Origin of the sequence: Acinetobacter sp. SFA, from assembly GCF_001647535.1 — a bacterium.
In the GTDB taxonomy this organism is placed as follows: domain Bacteria; phylum Pseudomonadota; class Gammaproteobacteria; order Pseudomonadales; family Moraxellaceae; genus Acinetobacter; species Acinetobacter pecorum.
In genome coordinates this window covers 158,206-181,633 of the sequence record NZ_LSZI01000020.1, presented here as the reverse complement: position 1 = coordinate 181,633, position 23,428 = coordinate 158,206, and the positions used below count along the sequence as shown (strand labels likewise).

The window sequence follows — 23,428 nt, the reverse complement described above, 5'->3', positions numbered from 1 at the left end:
TTACATGTCCAATCAATTGCCGGTCATCAATTTAATGGGGCCAACTGCAAGTGGCAAAACTGCTTTGGCATGTGAGCTATATGAGCAAGGGGATTTTGAGCTGATTTCGGTCGATTCTGCGCTGGTTTATCGGGAAATGGACATTGGTACTGCCAAGCCTTCAAAAGAGGAATTGGCGCGTTATCCGCATCACCTGATTGATATTATCAGTCCACTCGAAGTGTATTCTGCGGCCAACTTTGTCGAAGATGCTAGCCGTTTAATTGATGATATTCATGCCCGTGGTAAGACTCCGATTCTGGTCGGTGGAACCATGCTGTATTTTAAAGCTTTGCTCGAAGGTCTGTCAGATAATCTACCAAGTGCAGATTATGCTATACGAGCAGAGATTGAGGCGAAAAGTGAGCAGGAGGGTTGGGAAGCGGTTTATGCAGAATTATGTGCAGTCGATCCGATTGCCGGTGAAAAATTCAAAGTCAGTGACAAACAGCGCATTATTCGTGCCTTGGAAGTTTTTAAATTGACTGGAGAGCCGATTACAAAACTACAGGCAGAACAACCTAAAAACTTACCATATCGTTACAGTTTCCATAATTATGCTCTTATGCCTGATCGGTTAGAATTACATGGGCGTATTCAACAACGTCTGAAAATTATGTGGGAAAGCGGTTTTTTAAATGAAGTTGCAAACTTAATTGAAAAATACGATTTTAATGAAAATTTACCTTCCATGCGTTCAGTGGGCTATCGACAAGCCATAGAATTTTTAAAAAATGGCGATAAAACCAAGCAAAAGCAACAGGAAATGGAGGATAAGGCTTTATTTGCCACACGACAACTTGCAAAACGTCAATATACGTGGTTAAGGTCTTTGCAAGAAAAGCATAAATTTACAACATATTTTACGCTACAGCAGGCTCAAGAAGACTTGCGAAACTGTCACGGATAAAGCAAAATTTAGAGACTATCTTTTTTATAATTTTTAATTGAAAAATAGAGATAGTTTTTGCGCTGATTTTTAATTTTTTGGAGTTATAACATGTCTAAAGGTCAAACTTTGCAAGATCCATTCTTGAATTCTCTCCGTAAGGAACGTATCCCAGTATCTATCTTCTTGGTAAACGGTATTAAATTACAAGGTCATATCGAATCTTTTGACCAATACGTGGTTTTATTAAAAAACACAGTAAGCCAAATGGTTTATAAGCATGCAATTTCAACTGTAGTACCTGCCCGTAATCCACGTCCTGCTGGCGCACCTGCTGGTCCACAAGGTGCTGGTTTTGGCGGTCAAGGTGCTGCAGGTGGCTTTGGTGGCGGTCAAGGCGCTGGCTTCGGTGGTCAAGGTGGCTTCGGTGGTCAAGGTGGCTTCGGTGGCGGTCAAGGCGCTGGCTTCGGTGGTCAAGGTGGCTTCGGTGGCGGTCAAGGCGCTGGCTTCGGTGGTCAAGGTGGCTTCGGTGGTCAAGGTGGCTTCGGTGGTCAAGGTGGCTTCGGTGCCGGTCAAGGCGCTGGCTTTGATAACGATACTAAATTTGACGACTCGTCAGAAGATGAAAACAATCGTTAATCAAGTCTGAAAAATAAAAAAACCTCTCCTAGAGAGGTTTTTTTATTTGTGTATGTTTCGAAAAGTTGAATTAAAAAGCCAGCGGTATATTGCTGGCTTTTTAATAGCTGAAGGAGCTTAACGGTTACGTTTAGGATCGAGTTGTGGATCTTTAATTTCCACATAAGCGTTATTACGTATTTCACGTAACCAGCTGTCCAGTTCCGCATCAAATTGACGTTCACCTAATAATTGGCGGGCCATACGTTCCTGATATTCCTGTGTCATATCTTGTTGACGTGTTTCACTCACTTGAAGAATATGCCAGCCAAACTGGGATTGAAACGGTTTGCTGAACTGACCTACTGGGGTGCTTTTCATTTGCTGTTCAAATTCAGGCACCATTACTCCTGGGCTGACCCAACCCAGGCTTCCACCATCACGTGCCGAGCCAGGATCAGTAGAGAATGTTGAAGCTAGAACAGTAAAATCCTCACCTTGTTTCAGGCGGTTATATAGGCTATCAATCATCTGTTTGGCATTTTCTGGACTTACCACTTCAGAAGGTTGAATCAAAATATGCCGCGTCAAATACTGAGTAACAAGAGCTTTCTGTTCACCACCTTTACGTTCCAGAAGTTTTAAGACATGTACTCCATCGGCAACAGGAATCAGTTCAGAAGTCTGACCCGGTTGCAGGGTGGTCACACGAGCAGCCAGTTCTGCCGGAATTTCTGACAGGTTTCTTACCCCCATGTCAGCAGCTTCGACTTTAATGCCACTCTTGCTGTATTTTTTGCTGATCGCCTGAATATCATTGCTGTTATTTAATTCTTGCTTTACCTGATTCGCAATCTGTTCAGCATTTGCACCGCTTATACGCATATGCAGCACATGCACCTGGCTGCCGAGCAAAGCCTGACCTTGTGGTGTATTCAGGAAGTTTTTAACATCTTGATCTGTAATTTGAATCCGTGAAGTCACAATTTGTTGACGTAAACGGTTTAGCGCCAGATCTTCAGCAATACGATTACGTAAAGAAGCATAGGTATTTGGTCCCATGGCATCCAGTTTTTGCTGGAAGGCTTCCAGAGTTGGTGAACCAGCATTACGGGCAACTTTCAGAACTGCTTCATTTAAGGCTTTTTCATCTGGACGAATGTTATAGCGTTTTACTTGCTCGAGCTGTGCTTGGCGAATAATAAGTTGTTCTAGGGCTTGCTGTTCAAGAGATTGTTGTGGTGGAACTGTCTTTTTCTGTTTTTGCAGCTGATGTGAAATTTCGGCTACGCCTTGAGCCAGGTCACTACGCAGAATAACACTATTGTCGACTACAGCTACAACTTCATCTTTAGGTTGGGCAACAGCAAATGTCGTCATCGCTGAAGAAAGGCATAGCGCAAGAGCGGTTGCTTTAAAAATTTGTTTTAACTGTTTTGTCTTCATTAACGTTCTGTCCAAATTTGATTGATATTGTTAAAACCTAGAATACGATTTTCTAGTAATGAGGCGAGTTTACTGCTTAACCCACCTAAGCCTTTCAGGCTGACTTCGGCCAAAATAGCTCGTTTAGGCTTGACGTTTGAATCATTAACATCATCTAAGTCATTGTAATATGAGCGGCCATAAACAGATACTCCCCAGCAGCATGACTCATAGTTTACGCCAAGTAAATATTCACGTGCGACACTATTGTTGAGATCAAACTGGGCGTGTCCAACCAGACGCCAGTTGTTGGCAATCGGCTGGATAAATGAGCCAACAATCTGATCATAGCGTTCCTGACGGTCTGGAATATTTTTGCGGTAGAAATAGCCTAAGTTGTACAGGTTGCCTTGATCACCCGTGTAATAGACCTGCAAATCGCGTTCAGCATTATCACCATTTGACATCCAGCTTGAGTTCAGATTTATATACACATTATTGGAGAGCTGACTGGTGAGCTGGATCACTGGTCCGGTATGACTTTCACGATCAAATTCATCTGCATCGCTTTCCAGTGTTACCCGGCGGTCTTCAAAAAAGAAACTCTGTCCGATACTGGCACGTAAACGCTCCAGACCTTCTTCATTGAATAGGCTATAGCTGAGGCCGAGGGAGGCAAAATTATTGTCTTCCAAACGGTCATTACCATAAAAACGGCGTGCACTAAATAACTGGTCGTAATTGATCGAAGCTACTACGGAATCAAAGTTAGGTTGATTCTGCTGGTTTTCATATGGCGAATAGGCATAGAAGAGGCGAGGTGTCAGGGTTTGTAGATAAGTTCCTTCTTTCTCAAAGATCAAGCCGGTATCCAGAGTGAACTGTGGAACTACAATTGAGCTGTTTTCACTGGATGCACTACGGTTTTGGGTTTTTTCATCATAGAAGGTATTGATGTTACGTAATGATGCTTTAGGGATGAAAAAAGACCAAGGGGTAAAATGGTTGTAACTTACAGAAAAGTCGTTATAAATTCGCGTACCACTTGGTTGATATACCTTTTCATCATTTGAACCCGTATCAACAAAATTTTTCAGGTCTTTTTGGAAATAAGCTGTGTCATTTTTAAATTCATACTGTAACCCTAATGGATTGCCAGTTTTATAATGCACTAAAAGCTGAGGTAAACGTGCATAAGGACGATCTTCATCCGGAACAGATGGGTCAAGGGTCTGGAAATCTTCAACTTTAAATTGTGCTTTTAGGCCGGGAATACCATTTCTATAATTGACTTCCCAGGCACGGCGCAGGTTTAAATCACTTTTTGAGTTCGGGTTGTTATCTAGATCGGCAAAGAAATCTTTATCTGATGCGTAATTATATTCCAGATTGGTGGAAAACTGCTCGTTGATTTGCCAGGCATGCAAAAAGTGTAAGTCTTTGCGGTCTCTATTGTCATAGCTTCTATCTGAAGGTAAATAGCCACCCCAGATCCGTCCTAATCCATAATCTTCAGTCAGATAGCGGAACTCGCCCTCCAGCATTAAACCACGGTCTCCAATATAGCGCGGCGTGATTGTCGCATCATATTGTGGTGCTAAATTCAGATAAACAGGAACACCAAGTTCAAATCCACCATCATTGGTAAAGCCAAAAATCGGTGTCAAAATACCGGTGGTTCGGCGATCATCAATCGGGAAATTAAAATAAGGAACTGCTAATACTGGAACATCTTTAACATAAAGCTTGGTGTTTTTGGTTTCACCACGTCCGGTTTCCTGATTAAGCTTGATCTTTTCTGCCTGAATTTTCCAGGTAGGTTTCTGATCAGGCGGGCAGGTGGAGTAAGTGGCATTTTCCAACTCAAGAGTATTGTCAGAGGTCTTGGCAATTTTTTCAGCACGACCGTGAGCATGCTGCTGTTCTGCAATGTAGAAACTGTTATATAAATCACCCTGCTGGGTTTTTAAATTATAATTTATATCGTCACTTTGCGAGATTAATCCACCTTGCGCGAGTTGCACATTACCTTCTGCCTTGGCATAGGTCTGGGTCTGATCGATGGTGACTCGCTCCGCACGGATTTGACGGCCCTGCTGGTCAATTACCACATTTCCTTGCAGGAAGGAGTCACCCGTCGGATCATAATATCCATAATCGGCGGTAATGGTTGAGGTAGCCTGATCTGGCGCAACGGTTTCTGCATCGGGGGCAATCGGAGTGACCCAGGCACCTTTACAGTAGGCAGAGCTTAAATATTTTCCCTGACGTTGCTGTGCTTCAGCAGAGGATTTATCGACATAATATTGCGAGAAGAATGCTTCGCCTGGATAGGTCTCATTAATGCGCTGTTTAAGCTGTTCTGCATTTACATCGGACGAGACATTTGATGCAGCAAAGCTGGAGGCTGAGCTGCCACATAAAAGGGTTAAGATCGCAGTCGCTAGAGGATTTATTTTAAAGTGATGCTTCATTTGTCTCATTAACCAATCATGCTTTTATCGCAATTAATTATTGTCGCATCATAGAGAAAAAGTTGATAAGTAGCTACACTTAGCACTTTAAAAACTCAGCCTGTATTAGAATTAATTGCAAATGAATACACAACGCGAACAATTGATACAATCTTGGATTGCCTCTGTACTCGGTTCAGATCAATTTGAAACTCATTTTTTAGCAGGTGATGCCAGCTTTCGTCGTTATGCACGAATCAAGCTGAATAATAAAACATTTATGTTGATGGATGCACCACCAGAAAAAGAAGATTGTGTGCCTTTTGTGACGATTGATGAATTTTTTGATGCTCATGGCGTGCGTGTTCCGCATATCGTCGCAAAAGATTTGGAGAATGGTTTTTTACTTCTGGAAGACTTTGGTGATGTATTGCTGTCTAATCTGCTGAATGATGAGACTGTAGATGCCTACTATGAGCAAAGCTTTAAACAGCTGATTCAGCTACAATCGATTGCTGGAGAAGGACAGTTTCCAGCCTATTCTTATGAAAAGCTGATCTCGGAAATGGAGTTGCTGACCGACTGGATGCTGCCGGCTTTAAAGGTACAGCCCACAGAGGCAGAATCAGCCTTGATCAAGCGTACCTTTGCAATTCTGGCCAATGCTGCTTTGGCACAACCTCAGGTCATTGTGCATCGTGATTTTCATAGCCGGAATTTGATGAAAATCGAAAATGAAACCGAACTCGGTGTGATTGATTTTCAGGATGCCGTGATTGGTGCGGATACTTATGACCTGATTTCGATTACCCGTGATGCCTATGTGCAGTGGAATGCCGACCGTGTGTATCGCTGGTTCAAAAACTTTTATGACTTGTTGCCAGCATCTGCTAAAGAAGAGCGTGACTTTGAACAGTTTAAAAAAGATGCCGACATGATGGCGATTCAGCGTCATATCAAGATTTTAGGTATTTTTGTACGTCTGTTTGAACGTGATGGCAAGTCAGGTTATCTCAAGGACTTACCACGTGTGATGTGGTATCTGCTCGAGGAATCAAAAGCTTATACTGAACTTCAGCCATTCATGCAGTTTATGCGTGACCGAGTGATGCCGGCTTTTGAAGCCAAATATGGCTCTTATGAGGTGGCTGCCTAAATGAAAGCGATGATTTTGGCCGCAGGTCTTGGTAATCGTATGCGCCCCTTAACTTTGCATACCCCGAAACCCTTGCTTGAAGTCGGTGGCAAACCACTTATCGTCTGGCATCTAGAAAAACTGGCGGCAATCGGTGTCACTGAAATTGTGATCAATACGGCCTGGCTGGGTGGGAAACTTGCAGAAGCTTTGGGTGATGGTTCGCAATTTGGCGTGCACATCCTTTGGTCACATGAAGGTGAAGGTCTGGAAACAGCAGGTGGTATTATCAATGCCTTGCCGTTACTCGGTGATGAACCTTTTATTTTATTAAATGGTGATGTTTGGACCAGTATGGATTTTGCACCTTTACTGGATATTGATCTGGAAGATAATCTGGCACATCTGGTTCTGGTCGAGAATCCAGAACAACATCCTGAAGGTGATTTTACGCTTGCAGACGGGAAAGCCTATACTTTTGATCAGCAAGTCGATGGTGAAAATCTGACGTTTAGCGGTATATCCGTACTTGATCCGAAAATGTTTGCAGGCCTGGAAGCTGGAAAGCGTCCTCTGGCGCCTTTATTAAAGGCTGCGATGTTGAATAATCAAGTTGCTGCCTCAAAATTGACAGGTATTTGGGTTGATGTAGGAACTCCCGAGCGTTTGACAGCACTGGATTTGGCAATCCGTGAAGGGAAGTCTGCTTAAGTGAATATTCACTAAGCACTGCCTACTGTGCCAATATAGAGAAAACGGTATACTTCCACCTAACTTTTTCGAGCGTAGATTGTTTATGCATATGTTTTTTCAAGAACTAAAGCAGGGTAGCCAGGCTTTGGGTTTAGAGCTATCTGATGAGGCTTTAAATTTATTACTCAAGTATCAGGATGCTTTGGTGCTGTGGAACAAAGCATATAATCTGACCGCAATCCGTGATCCTAAGGAAATGCTGGTCAAGCATCTGCTCGACAGTCTGAGCATTCTAAAAGATTTACCAGCAGGCCGTTTGCTCGATATCGGTACGGGTGGTGGTATGCCGGGCATGATCATTGCTTTATGTCAGCCTGAGCGCGAATGTGTATTGCTGGATTCGAATGGTAAAAAAATCCGTTTCCTGAAGCAGTTTATTGCTGACCTGAAATTAAAAAATGTCATTGCGGTACAAACCCGCGTAGAAAATGAAGACAGTATTAACGAGCTGGGCCAGTTTGATGTGATTACCAGTCGAGCATTTGCTTCATTGACCGATTTTGTCAATGCAGCTAAACCTTATATGCATGAGCAAACTATTATTGCTTCCATGAAAGGTTTAATCCCTGCAGATGAAGTGGCTGCATTAAAAGATGAATTTAGCTGTCAGATTATTGAACTGAAAGTTCCGCGCCTGGACGAACAACGTCATTTACTTCTATTAAAACGTATTTAAATTTTTTGGAAAATCGGGGTCAACATGGCACAAATTATTGCGATTGCTAACCAGAAGGGTGGTGTCGGTAAAACCACAACCGCAGTAAATTTGGCGGCATCTTTAGCTGTGTTAAAAAAACGCGTTCTGCTGGTGGATATGGATTCTCAGGGCAACGCAACCATGGGGTCGGGAATTCAGAAAAATGACCTGCTGTATTCGGTCACGGATGTCTTGCTGGGTGAAGTACCGATTGAAACGGCGATCTCTAAAGCAGAAGTTGGCTACAAGGTTCTGGGGGCCAACCGGGATCTGGCTGGGGTGGAGCTGGCAATTGCAGAACAGGAAGGGCGCGAGTTCATTTTGCGTGATGCATTGCAGGAAATTGAATCTGCATATGATTATATTATTGTCGACTGTGCACCAAGTTTAAGCCTGATTACGGTGAATGCTTTGGCCGCCGTGGATGGTGTGATCATTCCAATGCAATGTGAATACTATGCGTTGGAAGGTCTAGCAGATCTGACCCAGACCATTGACCGGATTCAGCAAGCACTTAATCCGGAGCTGCAGATTGTTGGGGTATTACGCACTATGTACGATGCACGCAATGCTTTGACCCGTGATGTATCTGAAGAACTGGAACAATATTTTGGTAAAAAACTGTATGAAACCGTGATTCCACGGAATATCCGTCTGGCTGAAGCGCCGGCGCACGGTTTGCCAGTGATTTATTTTGAAAAAAGCTCAAAGGGTGCAGTTGCTTACTTAAATCTGGCAGCTGAAGTATTAAAGAAAAGCAAAGTGAAAAAAGGAAGTAAAGCATGACCGTCAAGAAACGTGGACTCGCCAAAGGTCGTGGCTTGGATGCCTTGCTGGGATCAATTCAAAAAGAAAAATTACAGATGGAAGCCCAAGGCATTGATCATGGTCAGCTGAAACAGATCGATGTAAACTTGCTCAAGCGCGGTGAATACCAGCCACGCCGTTATATTAACGAGCAGGATTTGCAGGAACTGGCGGCATCGATTGAGAAGCATGGAATCATGCAGCCAATTGTGATCCGACCGGTTGATGATGAGCGCTATCCGTATGAAATTATTGCAGGTGAGCGTCGCTGGCGTGCAGCACAGTTAGCGGGTTTAACCGAAATCCCTGCGATTGTACGGGATCTGAATGATCAGGTTGCCATTGCACTGGCGCTGATTGAAAACATCCAGCGTCAAGATCTGAATCCGATTGATCAGGCGCTGGCCTTACAGCGTTTCCATGAAGAATTTGGCCTAAGCCATCAGGAAATTGCCGATACAGTGGGTAAAGCCCGCACAACAGTAAGTAACCTGCTTCGTTTGCTCAGCCTGGCTGAAGAAGTAAAAGACTTTATGCAGCAGGGTTTGCTGGATATGGGACATGCACGTGCGATCTTAACCTTAAAAGCTAAAGATCAGCTTAAAGTAGCGGATATTGTGATTGAAAAAAGTCTGTCTGTGCGCCAAACCGAGCAGTTAGTCCGCGATTTCAATACACCTAAACAAGAAAAAGTAAAAGAAGCAGTAGCACCAGATATTCAACAATTGACTCAGCGCCTTTCGGAGCGTTTCAGTGCAGATGTTAAAATTGACTATAACAAGCAAGGCAAAGGAAAACTGGTTATTAGCTATCACTCTTTAGAAGAACTTGATGGCATTCTGTCTATTTTAGAAGATGAATAATTTATCTATTTTTTATTGGGGAATAAATTAGATGTGGGAATTGGTTAAAGCAGGTGGCTGGCTTATGCTGCCCCTGGTCTTGTGTTCTATCTTTATGCTGGCGATTTCGATCGAGCGTCTGATTCGCCTGAAAAAGAATGCAGTACTTCCGTTGACTCTGTTAATGGGTTCGTCGCAAAATGCTGCACAAGTCATGCAAAAAATGAATCAAAGTGCGGCCTTAAAGCGTAGTACTTTGGGTCGGGTATTTACCGCAGGTTATGCGACTAAACAGCAGGGTGAGCAGTATGCTCGCGCGCAGATGGAAGTAGCGGCTTCACAGGAAATCGGGTATCTGGAAAAAAACATTAATTTTCTGGGAACTTTGAGTGCAGTTGCACCTTTACTCGGTTTATTGGGGACTGTGCTTGGGATTATTGAATCTTTCCTGATGATCGATGTAGGTACCGGGAGTGATCCGGTCTTGATGATGCCCGGTATTTCCAAGGCTTTAATTACCACAGCAGCCGGTATGCTGATTGCAATTCCTGCACTGTTTGCGCACCGTTATTTTCAGCGTCTTGTTCAGGAATATGTGGCTGAACTTGAGCAGCAAGCGACTTTGTTTCATGCGGATCTTTTTTATCGCAATCATGCAGATATAGACCAAGACATGCAAAAAGCCAGCTAGGAGGCGGATGATGAAATTCAAACGCAACCAGGTGGAAGATGTGCATATTAATCTGACACCAATGATTGATTGTCTGCTGTTTATTCTGGTCTTTTTGCTTTTGTCGACGACATTTAGCCAAATGAGCCGAATGAACCTGACCTTGCCTGATGCGCAAGGAGTACCGCCTAAAAGCTATGATCAGAAAGTTGAAGTGATTGTGGATGCCAATGGTCATTATGCAGTTAATGGTCAATCCTTGGCCAGCAAGGAAGTTGCAGATTTAAATACTGCAATTAAACAGATTTCAAATGAACGCCGTGATTTAATGTTTATCATCGCAGCTGACGCAAAAGCCAGTCATCAGGACGTGATTCGTGTCATGGATGTGGCCGGGCAGCTCGGCTTTGTGAATATCAATATCAGTACCAAAGTACCTACCCGAGGTTATTAGTGAAGCACGATTTTAAGGTCTATCTTCGCCTTTTAAGTTATTTAAAACCATTTTGGGGCATCGCATTACTTGTCCTGGTAGGTTTTTCTATTAATGCGGCCACAGAAGTTTCTGTCGCCAAATTGCTGGAATATATTATTGAGGCGATTCAAAATAAAGACCAGAGTTTCACTTCACTTTTCCCATTTTTGGTGGTCATACTCATGTTCTTCCGGGGCTTGGGTTTGTTCATGGGGGGGTATTTTACTGCGGTGATTTCCCGGAATCTGGTGTTCAATATCCGTCAGGAAGTTTTTGCAAAATTGCTGCGTTTACCGTCCCAGTATTATCTGGACAATACCAGCGGGCATATTACTGCCAAAATCATGTATAACGTGGAGCAGTTAACCGCCGCTTCAACTGAAGCCCTAAGAACCTTGTTGCAACAAGGTTTGATCACTCTGGCATTATTAGGCTACCTGTTGTATACCAACTGGCGTCTGACCATGTGTATCCTGATTTTTGCACCCGTCATCGGTTTTATTATCAGTAAAGCTGCAAGACGGATGCGTAAATTATCGCAGCAAGTACAAGACACCATGGGTGATGTGAACCATGTGGTGCAGGAAACGGTGAATGCCAACCTGATCGTCAAGGGTTTTGGTGGACAAAACTACGAGCAGGAACGCTTTAAACAGAACTCGCTGGAAAACTTGCGTCGTGGCTTGAAAATGGTCGCTGTACAACAGTTGAATAGTCCTGTGGTTCAGCTGATTATGTCGATTTCACTGAGTATCGTGATGTTTATTGCCTTGCGTCCGCAAATTCTGGGTGATACCTCTGCGGGTGAGTTTGTCGCTTATATTACTGCAGCGGGTATGCTGGCAAGACCAATCAAAGCCTTGACGGATATCAATGAAAAAATTCAACGTGGTATGGCCGCAGCACATTCAGTATTTGAATTGCTGGATATGCCTGAGGAAAAAAATACCGGGACGTTGACTGATAGCTTAAAAGGCGACATTGAATTTAAAGATGTCAACCTGATTTATGATGATGGTCATCATGCCATTCATGATTTTAATTTAAAGGTGAAGGCCGGTGAAACAGTGGCGCTGGTTGGTCGTTCTGGGGCTGGTAAAAGCTCGCTGGTGAATCTGCTAGTGCGTTATCAGGATGCGACTTCGGGGCAGATCCTGCTGGATCAGAAACCGATTGAAGATTTTGAACTTACCGCGTTGCGAACCCAGATTGCCATGGTGAACCAGCAAGTCGTACTGTTTAACCGAACCGTGCGGGAAAATATTGCTTATGGTCAGCTCGAAGGTGCTTCCGATGAAGATATTATCGCGGCAGCAAAGGCAGCCTATGCGCATGATTTTATTATGGCATTGCCGCAAGGTTATGATACTCAGCTAGGTGCCCAGGGTTTAAACCTGTCTGGTGGCCAGCGTCAGCGCATCGCCATCGCACGAGCAATTTTGAAAAATGCCTCTATCCTGATTCTGGATGAAGCGACCAGTGCGCTGGATAACGAGTCTGAATACTTTATTCAGCGTGCCTTTGATAAAGCCATGCAGGACCGTACTACGATTGTGATTGCACACCGTTTATCGACGATTGAAAACGCGGACCGTATTGTAGTCATGGATCAGGGCCGTATTGTTGAGCAGGGCAGTCATGCCGAACTGATTGCGCTACATGGTGCTTATTATCAGTTGCATCAGCGTAACTTTGAGGAACAGTAACTTATGGCACTGGCACAAATCATTCAGGATGCTTGGAATGCACAGGCAAAGTGGCTGGTGGTGCTGCGTCCTTTGTCATGGTTGTATCGCCTGGGTTTTGTCAGCAATCACTGGCTTTATCAAAAAGGCATTAAAAAAAGTTATAGCGCGCCGATTCCCGTTATGGTGATTGGCAATATCACAGTCGGTGGTAGCGGTAAAACACCTTTGCTGATTCATCTGGTGGATTATTTAACCGAGAAAAATGTTCGGGTAGGCGTGATCAGTCGAGGCTATGGCGGCCAAGGTCCATTTCCTGCCTATGTCGACTTTAATACCTTGCCGGAAGTTGTCGGAGATGAGCCCGCCTTGATTGTGCAGGCAACAGGCGTGCCGATGGCAGTTGGTCCCAACCGGCAGAAAAGTATCGAGTTATTGTTGCACAAACATGAACTGGATCTGATTATCTGTGATGATGGCCTGCAGCATTGGGCCTTGAACCGCCAGATTGAGTGGATTGTGCTGGATAATAATCGCGGTCTAGGTAATCAGAAACTGCTTCCAGAAGGTTATCTACGTGAACCAGTGACCCGTTTGAAAACGGGAACCGTAATTGAGCATGCAGCCCATCCAAGTTCTGAACTGAATATGCATTTGGCTGCCTCACAGCCTTATTTGCTCAGTCAGGACAGCACTAAAATCTTTAACCCTCAAACGGCTTTTTATGCGGTAGTCGGCATTGGCTTTCCACAGCGGTTTTATCAGACCTTGCAAAATTTAGGCATAGAACAATTTCAGTGTCATGAGTTTCCAGACCATCATGACTATGATATTGAGGATTTACAGTTCGATGATAATAATCCGATCATTACGACTGAAAAAGACGCAGTAAAAATTATGGCGCTACTTAAACAATATCCAGATTTTAAACAGGATATCTGGGTAGTGCCAGTCGATGCAGTCCTATCGCCAGCCTGCTATACAGTCTTGCAGCAACAGTTACAACAATACGGTATTCAATTTTCTTAAGGCTCATTCATTATGAAACACATTGTTATTCCTGCACGTTTCGCCAGTTCACGTCTGCCGGGTAAACCGTTGCTGGAAATTCATGGTCGTCCCATGATTCTGCGAGTAGTGGATCAAGCCAAAAAAGTGCAAGGTTTTGACGATCTGTGTGTGGCAACTGATGATGAGCGTATTGCTGTCGTTTGCCGTGCTGAAGGCATTGATGTGGTGATTACCTCGGCAGATCATCCTTCCGGCACAGACCGCTTGAGTGAAGTGGCTCGAATCAAAGGTTGGGCCAGTGATGACATCATTGTTAATGTACAGGGGGATGAACCTTTACTGCCGGCGCAACTGGTAAAACAGGTGGCTCAACTTCTAGAAGATCAGCCTGAATCTTCCATGTCGACGCTATGTGAGCCGATCCATCAATTGGATGAATTCAAGCGTGACAGCATTGTGAAAGTCGTCATGTCAAAACACCAGCAGGCACTGTATTTTAGCCGTGCCACCATTCCTTATGACCGTGATGGCGCGAAACTGGCTGAACCAAAACTGCATGATCAAGCCTATCGTCATTTAGGCCTGTATGCCTATCGGGTCAAACTGTTGCAAGAATATGTGACCTGGGAAATGGGTGTGCTGGAGAAACTGGAATCTCTAGAACAGTTACGGGTTCTGGAAAATGGACACCGTATTGCTATTGCGGTGGCTGAAGCCAATTTGCCGCCAGGGGTGGATACCCAGGAAGATCTGGATCGCCTGAATCAGATGGATCTTTCCCATTTTGCCTAAGAAGAGTCAAATACATGCCTTTTGATGTCAATGCACATATCTATCCATGGCAGCAACAGGTTTGGGAAACCCTGACCGGGCGCTTTCCCAAGCTTGGGCATGGTTTATTGTTTTATGGAAAAAAAGGCTGTGGCAAAGAAGCGTTTACCCAACAGTTTCTGGCTTGGGTGTTATGCCTGAATCGTCAGCCTGTGGGGTCATGTGGTGAATGCAGTAGCTGTCAATGGTTAAAGGCAGACACCCATCCCAACTATGTGCATATCAGTACCGATGACGACAATAAAAAACAGAATGCCAAAATCAAGATTGAGAAGATTCGTGATTTATTGCCTTTTGTGCAACAGACTGTAGATGGCTGGCGGGTCATTGTGATTGAACCGGCAGAAGCCTTGAATATTGCCTCTGCCAATGCCTTGCTCAAAACACTGGAAGAACCCGGTGATAATACAGTTATTATTTTACTGGCGAATCATTATTTAAAATTGCCTGCGACCATCCGCAGTCGTTTGCAGCATTTTGCTTTGGACCGGATTTCCGCAGAACAATTTAGCGATTATGTCCAGAATCAGCTCCCGGATGCAGGTGCTAGCCAACAACAGTTATTGATGAACCTGTCTAATCAGATGCCATTACAGGCATTAGAGGTTGCACAAAGTGCTTGGCTGCCACTGCGTCAGGACTTTCTGCAAGACTGGCAAAAACTGGTCATGCAAAAAAATATGCCACTGGCAATTGCGACCAAATGGAATAAAAACCTGAATTTTAGTGACTTTGCTCAAATGTTTGAATACTTGTTGTCCGATTTAATTTGTGTCAAGCTAAATCAGACGGTGAAAAACATTGACCTTGAATTCAATGTACTTGCCGAACAATATTCATTAGAAGCACTTTTTAAAATTTATGAGGATTTTCAGCAAGCCAAGCAATACCTTGAACAGAATGTCCAGAGCAATCTGGTCATTGATGAATTGTTTATCAAGCTGATGAATCTTTAATTAAGGGGAAATCACATGCAACCACGTATGGGCGGTATTATTCAGGCTACTATTCCTGACATCGAAACATTGTTTGCCAGCTATATGCCTTATGTTGTGGGTGGTGGGCTTTTTATTCCTTCCAAGCAGCCGGTCAAACTGGGCGAAGAAGTTTTTGTATTGACAACTTTGCCTGACCAGACCCAGAAAATTCCTTTAACTGGTAAAGTCATCTGGGTCTCGCAAAAGCAGAATGGCATCAAGCCCCAAGGCTTTGGCATCCAGTTAAGCGGTGAAAAAGGCGTTTATTTCAAAAATGAAGCAGATCGTCTGGTTGCAGGTCTTAAATCTGAAGGACGTAAAAGTTACACTATGTAGTTAATTTACCCTTGGTAGGAACGCATTGTGTTTGTAGATACTCATTGTCATTTAACCCTGCTTGATTTGACACCATATCATGGTGATCTGGATCAGGCATTGGCTCAGGCTCGTGAAGCCGGTGTTTCCAAATTCATGAGTATCTCGGTCGATCTGGATGATCATATCGAGCTGGCCAAAATTGCCGCGCGTCATGCAGATGTCGGTTATACCGTTGGCGTACATCCTTGCGAAGATGCTGCCACCATGGCGCGTGCCACAACTGAATATCTGGTCGAGCTGGCGCAACCGGAAAAAGTCTGGGCGCTCGGTGAAACCGGTCTGGACTATTATCACAGTACCGATTTTATTGCAGAACAGAAAGCCTGCTTTGCCCGGCATATCCATGCATCACAAATCGTGAAAAAACCTGTAGTCGTTCATACTCGTTCCGCTAAGCATGATACTGTCGATATTATCCGGGCGGAAAAATCGACTCACGGGATTTTGCACTGTTTTACCGAAGACTGGGAAACTGCAAAAGCAGTACTGGACTGCGGTTATTATGTGTCATTTTCCGGAATTGTTTCCTTTAAGAATGCGCAAGATTTGCGTGATGTCGCCAAGCAGGTTCCGCTGGATCGTGTGCTGATTGAAACCGATAGTCCTTATCTTGCGCCAATGCCGTATCGTGGTAAATCTAATGAGCCTAAATACGTTCCTTATGTAGCCAAAGCGCTTTGCGATGTATATGATAAGTCAATAGAAGAAATGGCTTATATCACAAAGCAGAACTTTGAAAATCTTCTGAATTTAAAGTAAATAAAGTTATATAAAGTACAAGAGAGTTTATAGGGTGAAGATGGATCGTCAGGCTCAGTTTCGAGCAAGAGAAACCTTGATTTTTCAAGTTGCAGAACAGCTCCTGCTGGAAAATGGTGAAGCGGGAATGACGCTAGATGCGCTTGCTGCCGAGCTTGATCTGGCCAAAGGGACACTTTATAAACATTTCCAGAGTAAAGATGAGCTGTACATGCTGCTGATTATCCGTAATGAGCGCATGTTGCTGGAAATGATTCAGGATAGCGAGAAAGCTTTTCCTGAACATCTGGCCTTCTTTATGCTGCATCATTTGCATCATCCTGAGCGTACCGTGCTGTTTCACCAGATTGAAGAACGCCTCTCAACAACTGGCGTTGGAATTCAGCACCTGTTTAGCGAACTTTATCAGGTGCGCAAACAGCGCTTACGTCTGATTATCCGTATGACAGAAACTTATCTGGCATCCATCAACAGCCATATGTCAGTACGCGATTATCTGGCTTCGATCTGGTCGCTGACCCATGGTGCTGCAGCAATTCTCAATTCCAGTTTCTATCAGCGTTATCTGGGTTCACGGGATACCTTGCGTGTGGCCTATATTGATCAGGCACTGGCTTTGCCCAAGCAGGTACATCCTGCCGAGCAGTTTGCCTAGGGTTGTTTTATGATCAGATCACCTCACAGCGCAGTTCGTGGCTTTACCTTAATCGAATTGATGGTGGTGATTGTGATCATGGGTATCATGGCGTCCCTGGTACTGTTGAATACCAGTGGTGTCGATCAGCGTAAGGCCATGCAGGCGCGTGAAATTTTATTAATGGACTTGCAGCGGGTATTACGAGAGGCCAATGACCAGTCCAGGATACTCGCGCTTGATGTTCAGACTGCGACAGATGTCACGCCATTTCGTTATGCAATTATAGAGTATCGCTCAACAGTGCAGAGTGGTCAGAACCTGCAAAATGAGAAATGGCAAAGTTATGCAGATTTTAAATTGCGCAGTTTGCCTGATCATGTTTCCTTCCAGATTCAGAGCTTGGAGCAGCAGCGTTTTGCCAATGCAAAAAACCGTGATCTGACTCAGGCAAATTCTCCTCAGTTAATCTGGCTTGGCAATGGTGAGGTTAAACCGGTACGGATTCAGTTCTTTTTCGAAGAGCGTGAAATAGGAGCTGCCATTGAAGTTGACCATCTGGGTAAAATCAATGAAATCTAGATATTTCAAGCAGAATGCTGGCTCGGATGTTATCAAGTCGTTTAAGCCCAGTGTTTATGGATTTGATCATGTGTACTGCGAGCATAGGACTTCGTCTTGCGTTCGGACAAAACGTTGTTTCGTTTATCCTCGCTCAGGTTTTACCTTGCTGGAAGTCATGGTGGCCCTGGCAATTTTTGCGACAGCAGCCATGACCTTGACCAAAGTCGCAATGCAATATACCCAGTCGACCTCAAATGCTATTTTGCGGACTAAGGCGCAGTTTATTGCTTTAAATGAAGTGGCAAAAATGGAAATTAATCAGGAATGGATGGAAGGGACGGCTTCTAAACAGCTGACCCAGCAAGGTGAAACCTGGAAAATCGATAAACGCAGTGAACCGACAGTAAGTCCCAACGTACAACGAATTGAGTTGCAGGTCAGTCTGATCAACCCGGACAATGGTCAGGTAGAATCTGGTATCAGCAGCCTGACGTTCTTTAATCATCGCATGAACAATACTCCATGAAACCTAAAGGATTTACCCTGGTTGAATTATTGGTCGCAATTGCGATCTTTGCAGTATTGTCTGCTTTAGGTTGGAAAGTTTTTGATTATATTGTCAAAACCAAAGATCAGAATGTGATTCATGAACAGCGTTTAGGGCAGTTACAGGAAACATATCAGCAAATTCTGCGAGATACCGTACAGGCAGTACCCTTAACGGCCAACATCAATGGAGATATACAGCCTGCTCTGGTGTTGCAGAACGGACGCTTTAATTTCAGTAAAACCGGGGTAACTGATCCTTTGCAAGAAGGAATTTCCCCCGATGAGCGCATTGAATATCAGTACCGGCCCGATGAGCAGAAACTTTATCGCCTGAAATACCGGAACCTGAATCAAACCGGCCAAGACCAGCCGGAATCCAGTGTTTTACTATCGGAAGTGGAACAATTTCAGATTGTGGTGCTTAATCCGAATGAACTCACGCAATGGCCGGATGCCTCTGTGGATCTGAACCAGTTAGAGCAGAAGCAACGTTTGCCCAAAGGGATTAAAATCAATTTAACCGTAAATGGTATTAGCTATGAATGGATATTTAGTTTGTTAAACACAGATTTTTTGCTTGATGCTCAAAATACAGGCCAACCAGGCTAAGAATAATAAGAAATGAAAATGAAAAAAGCGATCATGATCAAACAGCAGCAGGGCATTGCACTGATTACCATTTTAGTGATGGTGGCATTGGCGACTATTCTCGCTGCCACAATTGCAAAGCGTCAGGCTGCCACAGCAGAAAGTACTGCTTATCTGATGCGCCAAAATCAGTCTCTTATATATGCCAAAAGTGCTGAGGCCTTTTTTTCAGAACTCTTGGTCGATGATGCCGAAAATGCCGCTGAGGTTGATCATTTACAGGAAACCTGGGCGCAGCCCATGCCGGCTTTTCCGGTAGAAGACGGGTATGTCTCAGGAATAATACAGGATGAATCGGGCAAGTTTAATTTAAATAGCCTGGTCACTGCTGAAGGTACGGTGAATGAAAATGCCAAGGCATGGTTTGAGCTGATCTTAAAGCGCGCCGGTTTGCCTGCGCAGCTGAGTGAAGCTGTCATTGATTGGCAGGATGAAAATGAGATTCCCAGCGGTTCAATGGGTGCTGAATCTAACTATTATCAAGGCTTGCCCAATGCGGCTTTGCCCCCAAACGCAAAGTTTCATAGTGTGGAAGAATTAAAACTGATTCGCGGCTTTGAAGAAAATAAATATAAACTGATTGAGTCTTATCTCAGTGCCGCACCCATGCAGGACAGTACAGTCAATATCAATACAGCCTCGGCTTTTCTTCTGGCTAGTATGGATGAAAAGCTTGATGTGAGTGCAGTGCAGCAGTTACTGGATCAGCGTCAGGCCAATTTGGAGCATTTTTCCAATGTTTCTGAGTTATGGGCGCTTGAGCCTTTTGCTCAGGTCGAGGCGGCTAAGCGAAATGTGTTTAACAGCCTGCTTGGAGTGCAATCCAATTATTTTAAAGCCCAAATTGAAGTGGTTTTAAGTGAGCGCAAGCGTCAGTTTAGCAGTGAGCTGGTGCGTCGGGATAAACAGGTTTATGTCGCGTACCGCAGCATGGCACTCTTTTAAGTGTAGTTGATAAATTATACAAACCGAATGGATCTGAATATGGCTTGATGCCTTTTCCCTATCATGCTAAACAGCAAAATTAATCCTCAAAGCTCTACTTTTGCTTTATAATCATAATTAATTCACCTATTTTTTGACGACATTACGGCATATGTTAATTCGTAAGTTATTTAAGTTTGAGAATGCTCATATTGTGCGTAACTGCACGTCAGATCGCTGTAAGCGTTCGATCCATGGCCATAGCTATAAAGTCGAGTTATTGCTGAAAGCCTCAAAGCTGGATCATGGCCAGATGGTTTATGATTTTGGTCTGCTCAAAGGGGTGATTAAGGATTTCTTTGATTCATTTGACCATGCAATCTGCTTCTGGAAAAAAGATGATCCTGAATATATTCAGGCTTGCAAGAATTTTAGTGCGCGTTGGGTTTCTTTGCCGGTTTCGCCGTCTGCAGAACAGTTTTCTCGCATTTTCTTCTTTCTGGCACAGCAGGTGCTGGCATCGACGGTGACGCAAAATGGCGAAGGTGATGTTGAAGTCTATTCTGTGATTGTGCATGAAACCGACACAGGCTATGCACAGAGTTTTCTAGAAGATATTCAAAATGAACAGATGGGTGTTTTGAGTCTTGACCAGATCGAGTTCTCGGAGCAGGTGCAGGCTGAATGGGCAGATCCGGACATGTTTGCCAAGCTGAAACAGGGTGTGCCATTTCATAACCCTGCAGTAGATTTACAGGTACAGATCTAGAGTCTGCATGACTTTAAATCGATTGACATAGATTTAGGATTGAAGAATGTCTTTAAATGAACAGCAACTGGCCAAACTGAATAAAGTTCAGCTGGATGAAAGCTGGAAATACGGATTGAGTGATTTTTTACTCAGTCCGAAAATGGATGAATTAAAAGCATTTCTCCTTGAAGAAAAAAAAGCGGATAAAGTCATTTATCCACCGAATCACCTGATTTTTAATGCTTTGAATACTACGCCGCTAGATCGGGTCAAGGTCGTAATTATTGGTCAGGATCCCTATCATGGTCCAAATCAGGCACATGGCTTAAGCTTTTCAGTGCAAAAAGGGGTTGCATTGCCCCCATCTTTACGTAATATCTTTCACGAGTTGCACAATGATTTAGGCATAAAGATTCCTAAGCATGGTGACTTGACGCACTGGGCGGAACAGGGCGTACTTCTGCTGAATGCTGTACTGACAGTGGAAGCCGCTCAACCAACTTCACATCAGAAACGTGGCTGGGAAGATTTTACTGATCACGTCATTGATGTATTGAATGAACAGCGTGAACATATTGTATTTATTCTTTGGGGCGCATACGCACAGCGTAAAGGACAGCGCATTGACCAAAATAAACACCTGGTATTAAAAGCAGCGCATCCGTCGCCTTTGTCGGCTAACCGGGGTGGTTTTTTTGGTTGTAAAGTTTTTTCGAAAACAAATAATTATCTCAAACAACATGGCATTGAGCCTATAGATTGGCAGCTGGACGCATGACATATTCTCCTGTAACTAAACCTTACCATCCGGATCTGATTGTTGAAGAAGCGAACAATGGCTGGCGTATCGTTCGCTTGAATCGACCAAAATCTTTGCACGCGCTGGATGAATCGATTGCTTCCGCACTTCTGGAAGTATTTCAGGATTTTCATAATGATGACAGCGTCAAAGCCATCTGGCTGGACTCAACCACACCGAAAGCTTTCTGCGCAGGTGGGGATGTACGTAAGCTGCGTCAACTGGTCATTAATGATGAAGTGGCGGCTGCCAATAAGTTCTTTGAGCAGGAATACGCGCTCGATCTGTTATTGCATAATTATGCCAAACCCGTTTTAGTCTGGGGCGAGGGTTATGTGATGGGTGGTGGCTTGGGCCTGTTTATGGCTGCGCCTTTCCGTTTGGTGACGCCGTATTCACGTTTGGCGATGCCTGAAATTAATATCGGTTTATATCCAGATGTAGGTGCAACCCGTTTCTTGGCGGATCGTGGTGCACTAGGTCTATTCACAGGCTTGACCGGTTCTATTATGACTGCTGCCGGCGCTTACGGGATTGGCTGGGCCACCCATATTTGTGATGCACAGCGTGATTCAGTTTTGCATAAAGTCGTTAATATCGATTGGGGTCATTATCCTGCAGGTGACTTTCGTGCCATTGATGACACCCTGAACAGTATGCACCGTCCGGTAGGTCCAGGACCGCTGCAAAACTCCCTGGATGTCATTCATAGTGTTTGTCGTGGTATCAACTTTGAGCATGATTATGAGTCAATTATTGGCCTCAGTGACGCACGCAGTGACTGGTTACGTCAGGCCAGTGAAAACCTTAAAAAAGGTTCACCCACCACTGCAGCCTTGACCTGGCTATTATGGCAATGGGGTAAGCAGGTACATTCCTGGAAGGAAGTTTTTGAATTGGAAGTTCAGATATCAGACTGGAAAATTCGTCATCATGATTTTGTTGAGGGTGTACGAGCACGTCTGGTCGATAAAGATCTTTCTCCTGAATGGAAAAAGGGTACAGATATGAGCTTGAAAGGAATCTTATCTCAAAATCCTCCAGTTACGACTATTGAAAGCTGGAATGACATGCTCAAGCAGTATGGTGTGATTTAAGTCTCAATGTCCGAAACACAATTTACAGATGAATACTGGATGCAGCATGCTTACGAGCAGGCTGCACTTGCTGCTGCACAGGGTGAAATTCCCGTGGGTGCGATTATTGTCAGCCAGAATCAGATCATTGGCCAAGGGTTTAATGCGCCGATCACATTAAATGATCCGACTGCACATGCAGAAATTGTTGCACTGCGGGATGCTTGTCAAAACATTCAAAATTATCGGTTACCTGAAGATGCGGTACTGTATGTAACCCTCGAGCCATGCACCATGTGTGTCGGCGCACTGGTTCATTCACGGGTTTCACGGGTAGTATTTGGGGCATTTGAATCGAAAGCAGGCTCACTGGTGAGCGCACGCCAACTGTTTGAAACTGGCTATTATAATCATGTGTTTCCTTTCAAGGCGGGTTGTATGCAGCAGCAATGCTCGGAACAGTTAAGTGTATTTTTTAAAGTGCGTCGTGAACAGAAACGGCAACTCAAGTTACAAGAAAAGTCATTAAATACGCAGAAATAATTCTAGCTTATCCGCTAGAATTTGCTCACTTTCAAATATCTGTAATTTTCAGGAATAATAATGAACAGTATTCAAGTAAAAAAAGAATTTCCGGCAGCAATTGATGATGTCTTTAATTTGATGTCCAAGCATGCCACCTATAATGTGGCTTTTGCACCGATGCAGGTTGAGCGAATCAAGGATTCTGCAGATGTTGAATATCCAGATGGGCTGGGTTCAGTGCGTGCAATGGGGGTGGGGCCTGTAAAGCCGCTGAAAGAACAAATTACCCTGTTCGAGCCGAATAGCCGCATCGAATACCAGATTATTAAAAATCCGTTAATCAAGCATCATTTGGGTATTATTGAATTTGAAGCGCTGGCTGATGATAAAACACTAGTGACTTATACGATTGAATTGCAGGCACGTGCACCTTTTATGAGTAAATTAATCCTTGCACAGTTACGGGCAGCGATTAAACTAGGCCTGACAAAACTCGCAAAATCTGTTTAAACAA

The 23,428-nt window shown here is 44.0% G+C and carries 27 protein-coding genes; 25 read left to right on the top strand and 2 right to left on the bottom strand.

Features of this window, described 5'->3' with window-relative positions:
• Window positions 1–4 precede the first annotated feature (4 nt).
• Window positions 5–949, top strand: coding sequence for a tRNA (adenosine(37)-N6)-dimethylallyltransferase MiaA (miaA, locus tag AY607_RS12990; protein ID WP_064102736.1), 945 nt, complete (start codon window positions 5–7; stop codon window positions 947–949).
• 90 nt (window positions 950–1,039) lie between these two features.
• Entirely contained in the window at window positions 1,040–1,567 is a 528-nt protein-coding gene (gene hfq, locus AY607_RS12985; RefSeq protein WP_064102735.1) for an RNA chaperone Hfq, read from the top strand.
• A 117-nt stretch (window positions 1,568–1,684) separates the two neighbouring features.
• Here the strand turns inward: hfq and AY607_RS12980 are convergent, their stop codons facing one another.
• Window positions 1,685–2,992 carry a peptidylprolyl isomerase gene (locus AY607_RS12980; RefSeq protein WP_064102734.1) on the bottom strand — a complete coding sequence of 436 codons (1,308 nt, stop codon included), beginning with the start codon at window positions 2,990–2,992 and terminating at the stop codon, window positions 1,685–1,687.
• A complete protein-coding gene (locus tag AY607_RS12975; protein ID WP_064102733.1) occupies window positions 2,992–5,445 on the bottom strand; it encodes an LPS-assembly protein LptD in 2,454 nt (817 codons plus the stop codon). The genes AY607_RS12980 and AY607_RS12975 overlap by 1 nt, the downstream gene beginning before the upstream one ends.
• 121 nt (window positions 5,446–5,566) lie before the next feature.
• Here AY607_RS12975 and AY607_RS12970 point away from each other — a divergent pair, with 121 nt between their 5' ends.
• The 23 genes from AY607_RS12970 to AY607_RS12860 all read left to right on the top strand — a co-directional run bounded on the left by AY607_RS12970 (window position 5,567) and on the right by AY607_RS12860 (window position 23,424).
• Complete coding sequence (locus tag AY607_RS12970) at window positions 5,567–6,580, top strand: aminoglycoside phosphotransferase family protein (protein ID WP_064102732.1); 1,014 nt, start codon at window positions 5,567–5,569, stop codon at window positions 6,578–6,580.
• Window positions 6,581–7,270: an N-acetylmuramate alpha-1-phosphate uridylyltransferase MurU gene (gene murU, locus AY607_RS12965; protein WP_064102731.1), complete on the top strand. Its 690-nt coding sequence runs from the start codon at window positions 6,581–6,583 to the stop codon at window positions 7,268–7,270.
• An 85-nt stretch (window positions 7,271–7,355) separates the two neighbouring features.
• Window positions 7,356–7,988 (top strand): 16S rRNA (guanine(527)-N(7))-methyltransferase RsmG, encoded by a 633-nt coding sequence (gene rsmG / locus AY607_RS12960; protein WP_064096580.1) that lies wholly within the window; start codon window positions 7,356–7,358, stop codon window positions 7,986–7,988.
• A 24-nt stretch (window positions 7,989–8,012) separates the two neighbouring features.
• On the top strand, window positions 8,013–8,795 hold the full coding sequence (locus tag AY607_RS12955) for a ParA family protein (RefSeq protein ID WP_064096579.1): 783 nt from the start codon (window positions 8,013–8,015) through the stop codon (window positions 8,793–8,795).
• Complete coding sequence (locus AY607_RS12950; RefSeq protein WP_004645475.1) at window positions 8,792–9,679, top strand: ParB/RepB/Spo0J family partition protein; 888 nt, start codon at window positions 8,792–8,794, stop codon at window positions 9,677–9,679. The genes AY607_RS12955 and AY607_RS12950 overlap by 4 nt, the downstream gene beginning before the upstream one ends.
• A gap of 31 nt (window positions 9,680–9,710) precedes the next feature.
• On the top strand, window positions 9,711–10,349 hold the full coding sequence (locus AY607_RS12945) for a MotA/TolQ/ExbB proton channel family protein (RefSeq protein WP_064102730.1): 639 nt from the start codon (window positions 9,711–9,713) through the stop codon (window positions 10,347–10,349).
• Window positions 10,350–10,359: 10 nt separating this feature from the next.
• The gene (locus AY607_RS12940; RefSeq protein ID WP_064102729.1) at window positions 10,360–10,782 is read left to right on the top strand and encodes an ExbD/TolR family protein; all 423 of its coding nucleotides are present in this window, start codon (window positions 10,360–10,362) and stop codon (window positions 10,780–10,782) included.
• Window positions 10,782–12,509 (top strand): lipid A export permease/ATP-binding protein MsbA, encoded by a 1,728-nt coding sequence (gene msbA / locus AY607_RS12935; protein ID WP_064102728.1) that lies wholly within the window; start codon window positions 10,782–10,784, stop codon window positions 12,507–12,509. The genes AY607_RS12940 and msbA overlap by 1 nt, the downstream gene beginning before the upstream one ends.
• A gap of 3 nt (window positions 12,510–12,512) precedes the next feature.
• Window positions 12,513–13,517, top strand: a complete 1,005-nt coding sequence (gene lpxK, locus AY607_RS12930) for a tetraacyldisaccharide 4'-kinase (RefSeq protein ID WP_064102727.1) — start codon at window positions 12,513–12,515, stop codon at window positions 13,515–13,517.
• Between the two features lie 12 nt (window positions 13,518–13,529).
• On the top strand, window positions 13,530–14,291 hold the full coding sequence (gene kdsB, locus AY607_RS12925) for a 3-deoxy-manno-octulosonate cytidylyltransferase (protein WP_064102726.1): 762 nt from the start codon (window positions 13,530–13,532) through the stop codon (window positions 14,289–14,291).
• A gap of 14 nt (window positions 14,292–14,305) precedes the next feature.
• Window positions 14,306–15,286, top strand: a complete 981-nt coding sequence (locus tag AY607_RS12920; protein ID WP_064102725.1) for a DNA polymerase III subunit delta' C-terminal domain-containing protein — start codon at window positions 14,306–14,308, stop codon at window positions 15,284–15,286.
• A gap of 15 nt (window positions 15,287–15,301) precedes the next feature.
• A complete protein-coding gene (locus tag AY607_RS12915) occupies window positions 15,302–15,643 on the top strand; it encodes a PilZ domain-containing protein (RefSeq protein ID WP_004645468.1) in 342 nt (113 codons plus the stop codon).
• 27 nt (window positions 15,644–15,670) lie between these two features.
• A complete protein-coding gene (locus AY607_RS12910; RefSeq protein WP_064102724.1) occupies window positions 15,671–16,444 on the top strand; it encodes a TatD family hydrolase in 774 nt (257 codons plus the stop codon).
• Window positions 16,445–16,484: 40 nt separating this feature from the next.
• Entirely contained in the window at window positions 16,485–17,099 is a 615-nt protein-coding gene (locus AY607_RS12905; protein ID WP_064102723.1) for a TetR/AcrR family transcriptional regulator, read from the top strand.
• Window positions 17,100–17,108: 9 nt separating this feature from the next.
• Window positions 17,109–17,660, top strand: coding sequence for a type II secretion system protein (locus tag AY607_RS12900; protein WP_064102722.1), 552 nt, complete (start codon window positions 17,109–17,111; stop codon window positions 17,658–17,660).
• 70 nt (window positions 17,661–17,730) lie between these two features.
• On the top strand, window positions 17,731–18,168 hold the full coding sequence (gspI, locus tag AY607_RS12895; RefSeq protein WP_171255312.1) for a type II secretion system minor pseudopilin GspI: 438 nt from the start codon (window positions 17,731–17,733) through the stop codon (window positions 18,166–18,168).
• The gene (gspJ, locus tag AY607_RS12890) at window positions 18,165–18,800 is read left to right on the top strand and encodes a type II secretion system minor pseudopilin GspJ (protein WP_064096568.1); all 636 of its coding nucleotides are present in this window, start codon (window positions 18,165–18,167) and stop codon (window positions 18,798–18,800) included. Before gspI ends, gspJ begins: the two co-directional genes overlap by 4 nt.
• Window positions 18,801–18,812: 12 nt before the next feature.
• Window positions 18,813–19,784: a type II secretion system minor pseudopilin GspK gene (gspK, locus tag AY607_RS12885; protein ID WP_064102721.1), complete on the top strand. Its 972-nt coding sequence runs from the start codon at window positions 18,813–18,815 to the stop codon at window positions 19,782–19,784.
• A gap of 151 nt (window positions 19,785–19,935) precedes the next feature.
• On the top strand, window positions 19,936–20,532 hold the full coding sequence (locus tag AY607_RS12880) for a 6-pyruvoyl trahydropterin synthase family protein (RefSeq protein ID WP_064102720.1): 597 nt from the start codon (window positions 19,936–19,938) through the stop codon (window positions 20,530–20,532).
• A 46-nt stretch (window positions 20,533–20,578) separates the two neighbouring features.
• Window positions 20,579–21,292, top strand: coding sequence for a uracil-DNA glycosylase (ung, locus tag AY607_RS12875; protein WP_064102719.1), 714 nt, complete (start codon window positions 20,579–20,581; stop codon window positions 21,290–21,292).
• The gene (locus AY607_RS12870; protein WP_064102718.1) at window positions 21,289–22,410 is read left to right on the top strand and encodes an enoyl-CoA hydratase/isomerase family protein; all 1,122 of its coding nucleotides are present in this window, start codon (window positions 21,289–21,291) and stop codon (window positions 22,408–22,410) included. The genes ung and AY607_RS12870 overlap by 4 nt, the downstream gene beginning before the upstream one ends.
• Window positions 22,411–22,416: 6 nt before the next feature.
• Window positions 22,417–22,932 carry a tRNA adenosine(34) deaminase TadA gene (tadA, locus tag AY607_RS12865; RefSeq protein ID WP_064102717.1) on the top strand — a complete coding sequence of 172 codons (516 nt, stop codon included), beginning with the start codon at window positions 22,417–22,419 and terminating at the stop codon, window positions 22,930–22,932.
• Window positions 22,933–22,992: 60 nt separating this feature from the next.
• Window positions 22,993–23,424, top strand: coding sequence for an SRPBCC family protein (locus AY607_RS12860; RefSeq protein ID WP_064102716.1), 432 nt, complete (start codon window positions 22,993–22,995; stop codon window positions 23,422–23,424).
• Window positions 23,425–23,428 lie beyond the last annotated feature (4 nt).

Coding starts and splice junctions, on each gene's coding strand:
- miaA (WP_064102736.1), top strand. CDS start 5: ATGTCCAATCAATTGCCGGTCATCAATTTAATGGGGCCAACTGCAAGT.
- hfq (WP_064102735.1), top strand. CDS start 1,040: ATGTCTAAAGGTCAAACTTTGCAAGATCCATTCTTGAATTCTCTCCGT.
- AY607_RS12980 (WP_064102734.1), bottom strand. CDS start 2,992: ATGAAGACAAAACAGTTAAAACAAATTTTTAAAGCAACCGCTCTTGCG.
- AY607_RS12975 (WP_064102733.1), bottom strand. CDS start 5,445: ATGAAGCATCACTTTAAAATAAATCCTCTAGCGACTGCGATCTTAACC.
- AY607_RS12970 (WP_064102732.1), top strand. CDS start 5,567: ATGAATACACAACGCGAACAATTGATACAATCTTGGATTGCCTCTGTA.
- murU (WP_064102731.1), top strand. CDS start 6,581: ATGAAAGCGATGATTTTGGCCGCAGGTCTTGGTAATCGTATGCGCCCC.
- rsmG (WP_064096580.1), top strand. CDS start 7,356: ATGCATATGTTTTTTCAAGAACTAAAGCAGGGTAGCCAGGCTTTGGGT.
- AY607_RS12955 (WP_064096579.1), top strand. CDS start 8,013: ATGGCACAAATTATTGCGATTGCTAACCAGAAGGGTGGTGTCGGTAAA.
- AY607_RS12950 (WP_004645475.1), top strand. CDS start 8,792: ATGACCGTCAAGAAACGTGGACTCGCCAAAGGTCGTGGCTTGGATGCC.
- AY607_RS12945 (WP_064102730.1), top strand. CDS start 9,711: ATGTGGGAATTGGTTAAAGCAGGTGGCTGGCTTATGCTGCCCCTGGTC.
- AY607_RS12940 (WP_064102729.1), top strand. CDS start 10,360: ATGAAATTCAAACGCAACCAGGTGGAAGATGTGCATATTAATCTGACA.
- lpxK (WP_064102727.1), top strand. CDS start 12,513: ATGGCACTGGCACAAATCATTCAGGATGCTTGGAATGCACAGGCAAAG.
- kdsB (WP_064102726.1), top strand. CDS start 13,530: ATGAAACACATTGTTATTCCTGCACGTTTCGCCAGTTCACGTCTGCCG.
- AY607_RS12920 (WP_064102725.1), top strand. CDS start 14,306: ATGCCTTTTGATGTCAATGCACATATCTATCCATGGCAGCAACAGGTT.
- AY607_RS12915 (WP_004645468.1), top strand. CDS start 15,302: ATGCAACCACGTATGGGCGGTATTATTCAGGCTACTATTCCTGACATC.
- AY607_RS12905 (WP_064102723.1), top strand. CDS start 16,485: ATGGATCGTCAGGCTCAGTTTCGAGCAAGAGAAACCTTGATTTTTCAA.
- AY607_RS12900 (WP_064102722.1), top strand. CDS start 17,109: ATGATCAGATCACCTCACAGCGCAGTTCGTGGCTTTACCTTAATCGAA.
- gspJ (WP_064096568.1), top strand. CDS start 18,165: ATGAAACCTAAAGGATTTACCCTGGTTGAATTATTGGTCGCAATTGCG.
- gspK (WP_064102721.1), top strand. CDS start 18,813: ATGAAAATGAAAAAAGCGATCATGATCAAACAGCAGCAGGGCATTGCA.
- AY607_RS12880 (WP_064102720.1), top strand. CDS start 19,936: ATGTTAATTCGTAAGTTATTTAAGTTTGAGAATGCTCATATTGTGCGT.
- ung (WP_064102719.1), top strand. CDS start 20,579: ATGTCTTTAAATGAACAGCAACTGGCCAAACTGAATAAAGTTCAGCTG.
- AY607_RS12870 (WP_064102718.1), top strand. CDS start 21,289: ATGACATATTCTCCTGTAACTAAACCTTACCATCCGGATCTGATTGTT.
- tadA (WP_064102717.1), top strand. CDS start 22,417: ATGTCCGAAACACAATTTACAGATGAATACTGGATGCAGCATGCTTAC.
- AY607_RS12860 (WP_064102716.1), top strand. CDS start 22,993: ATGAACAGTATTCAAGTAAAAAAAGAATTTCCGGCAGCAATTGATGAT.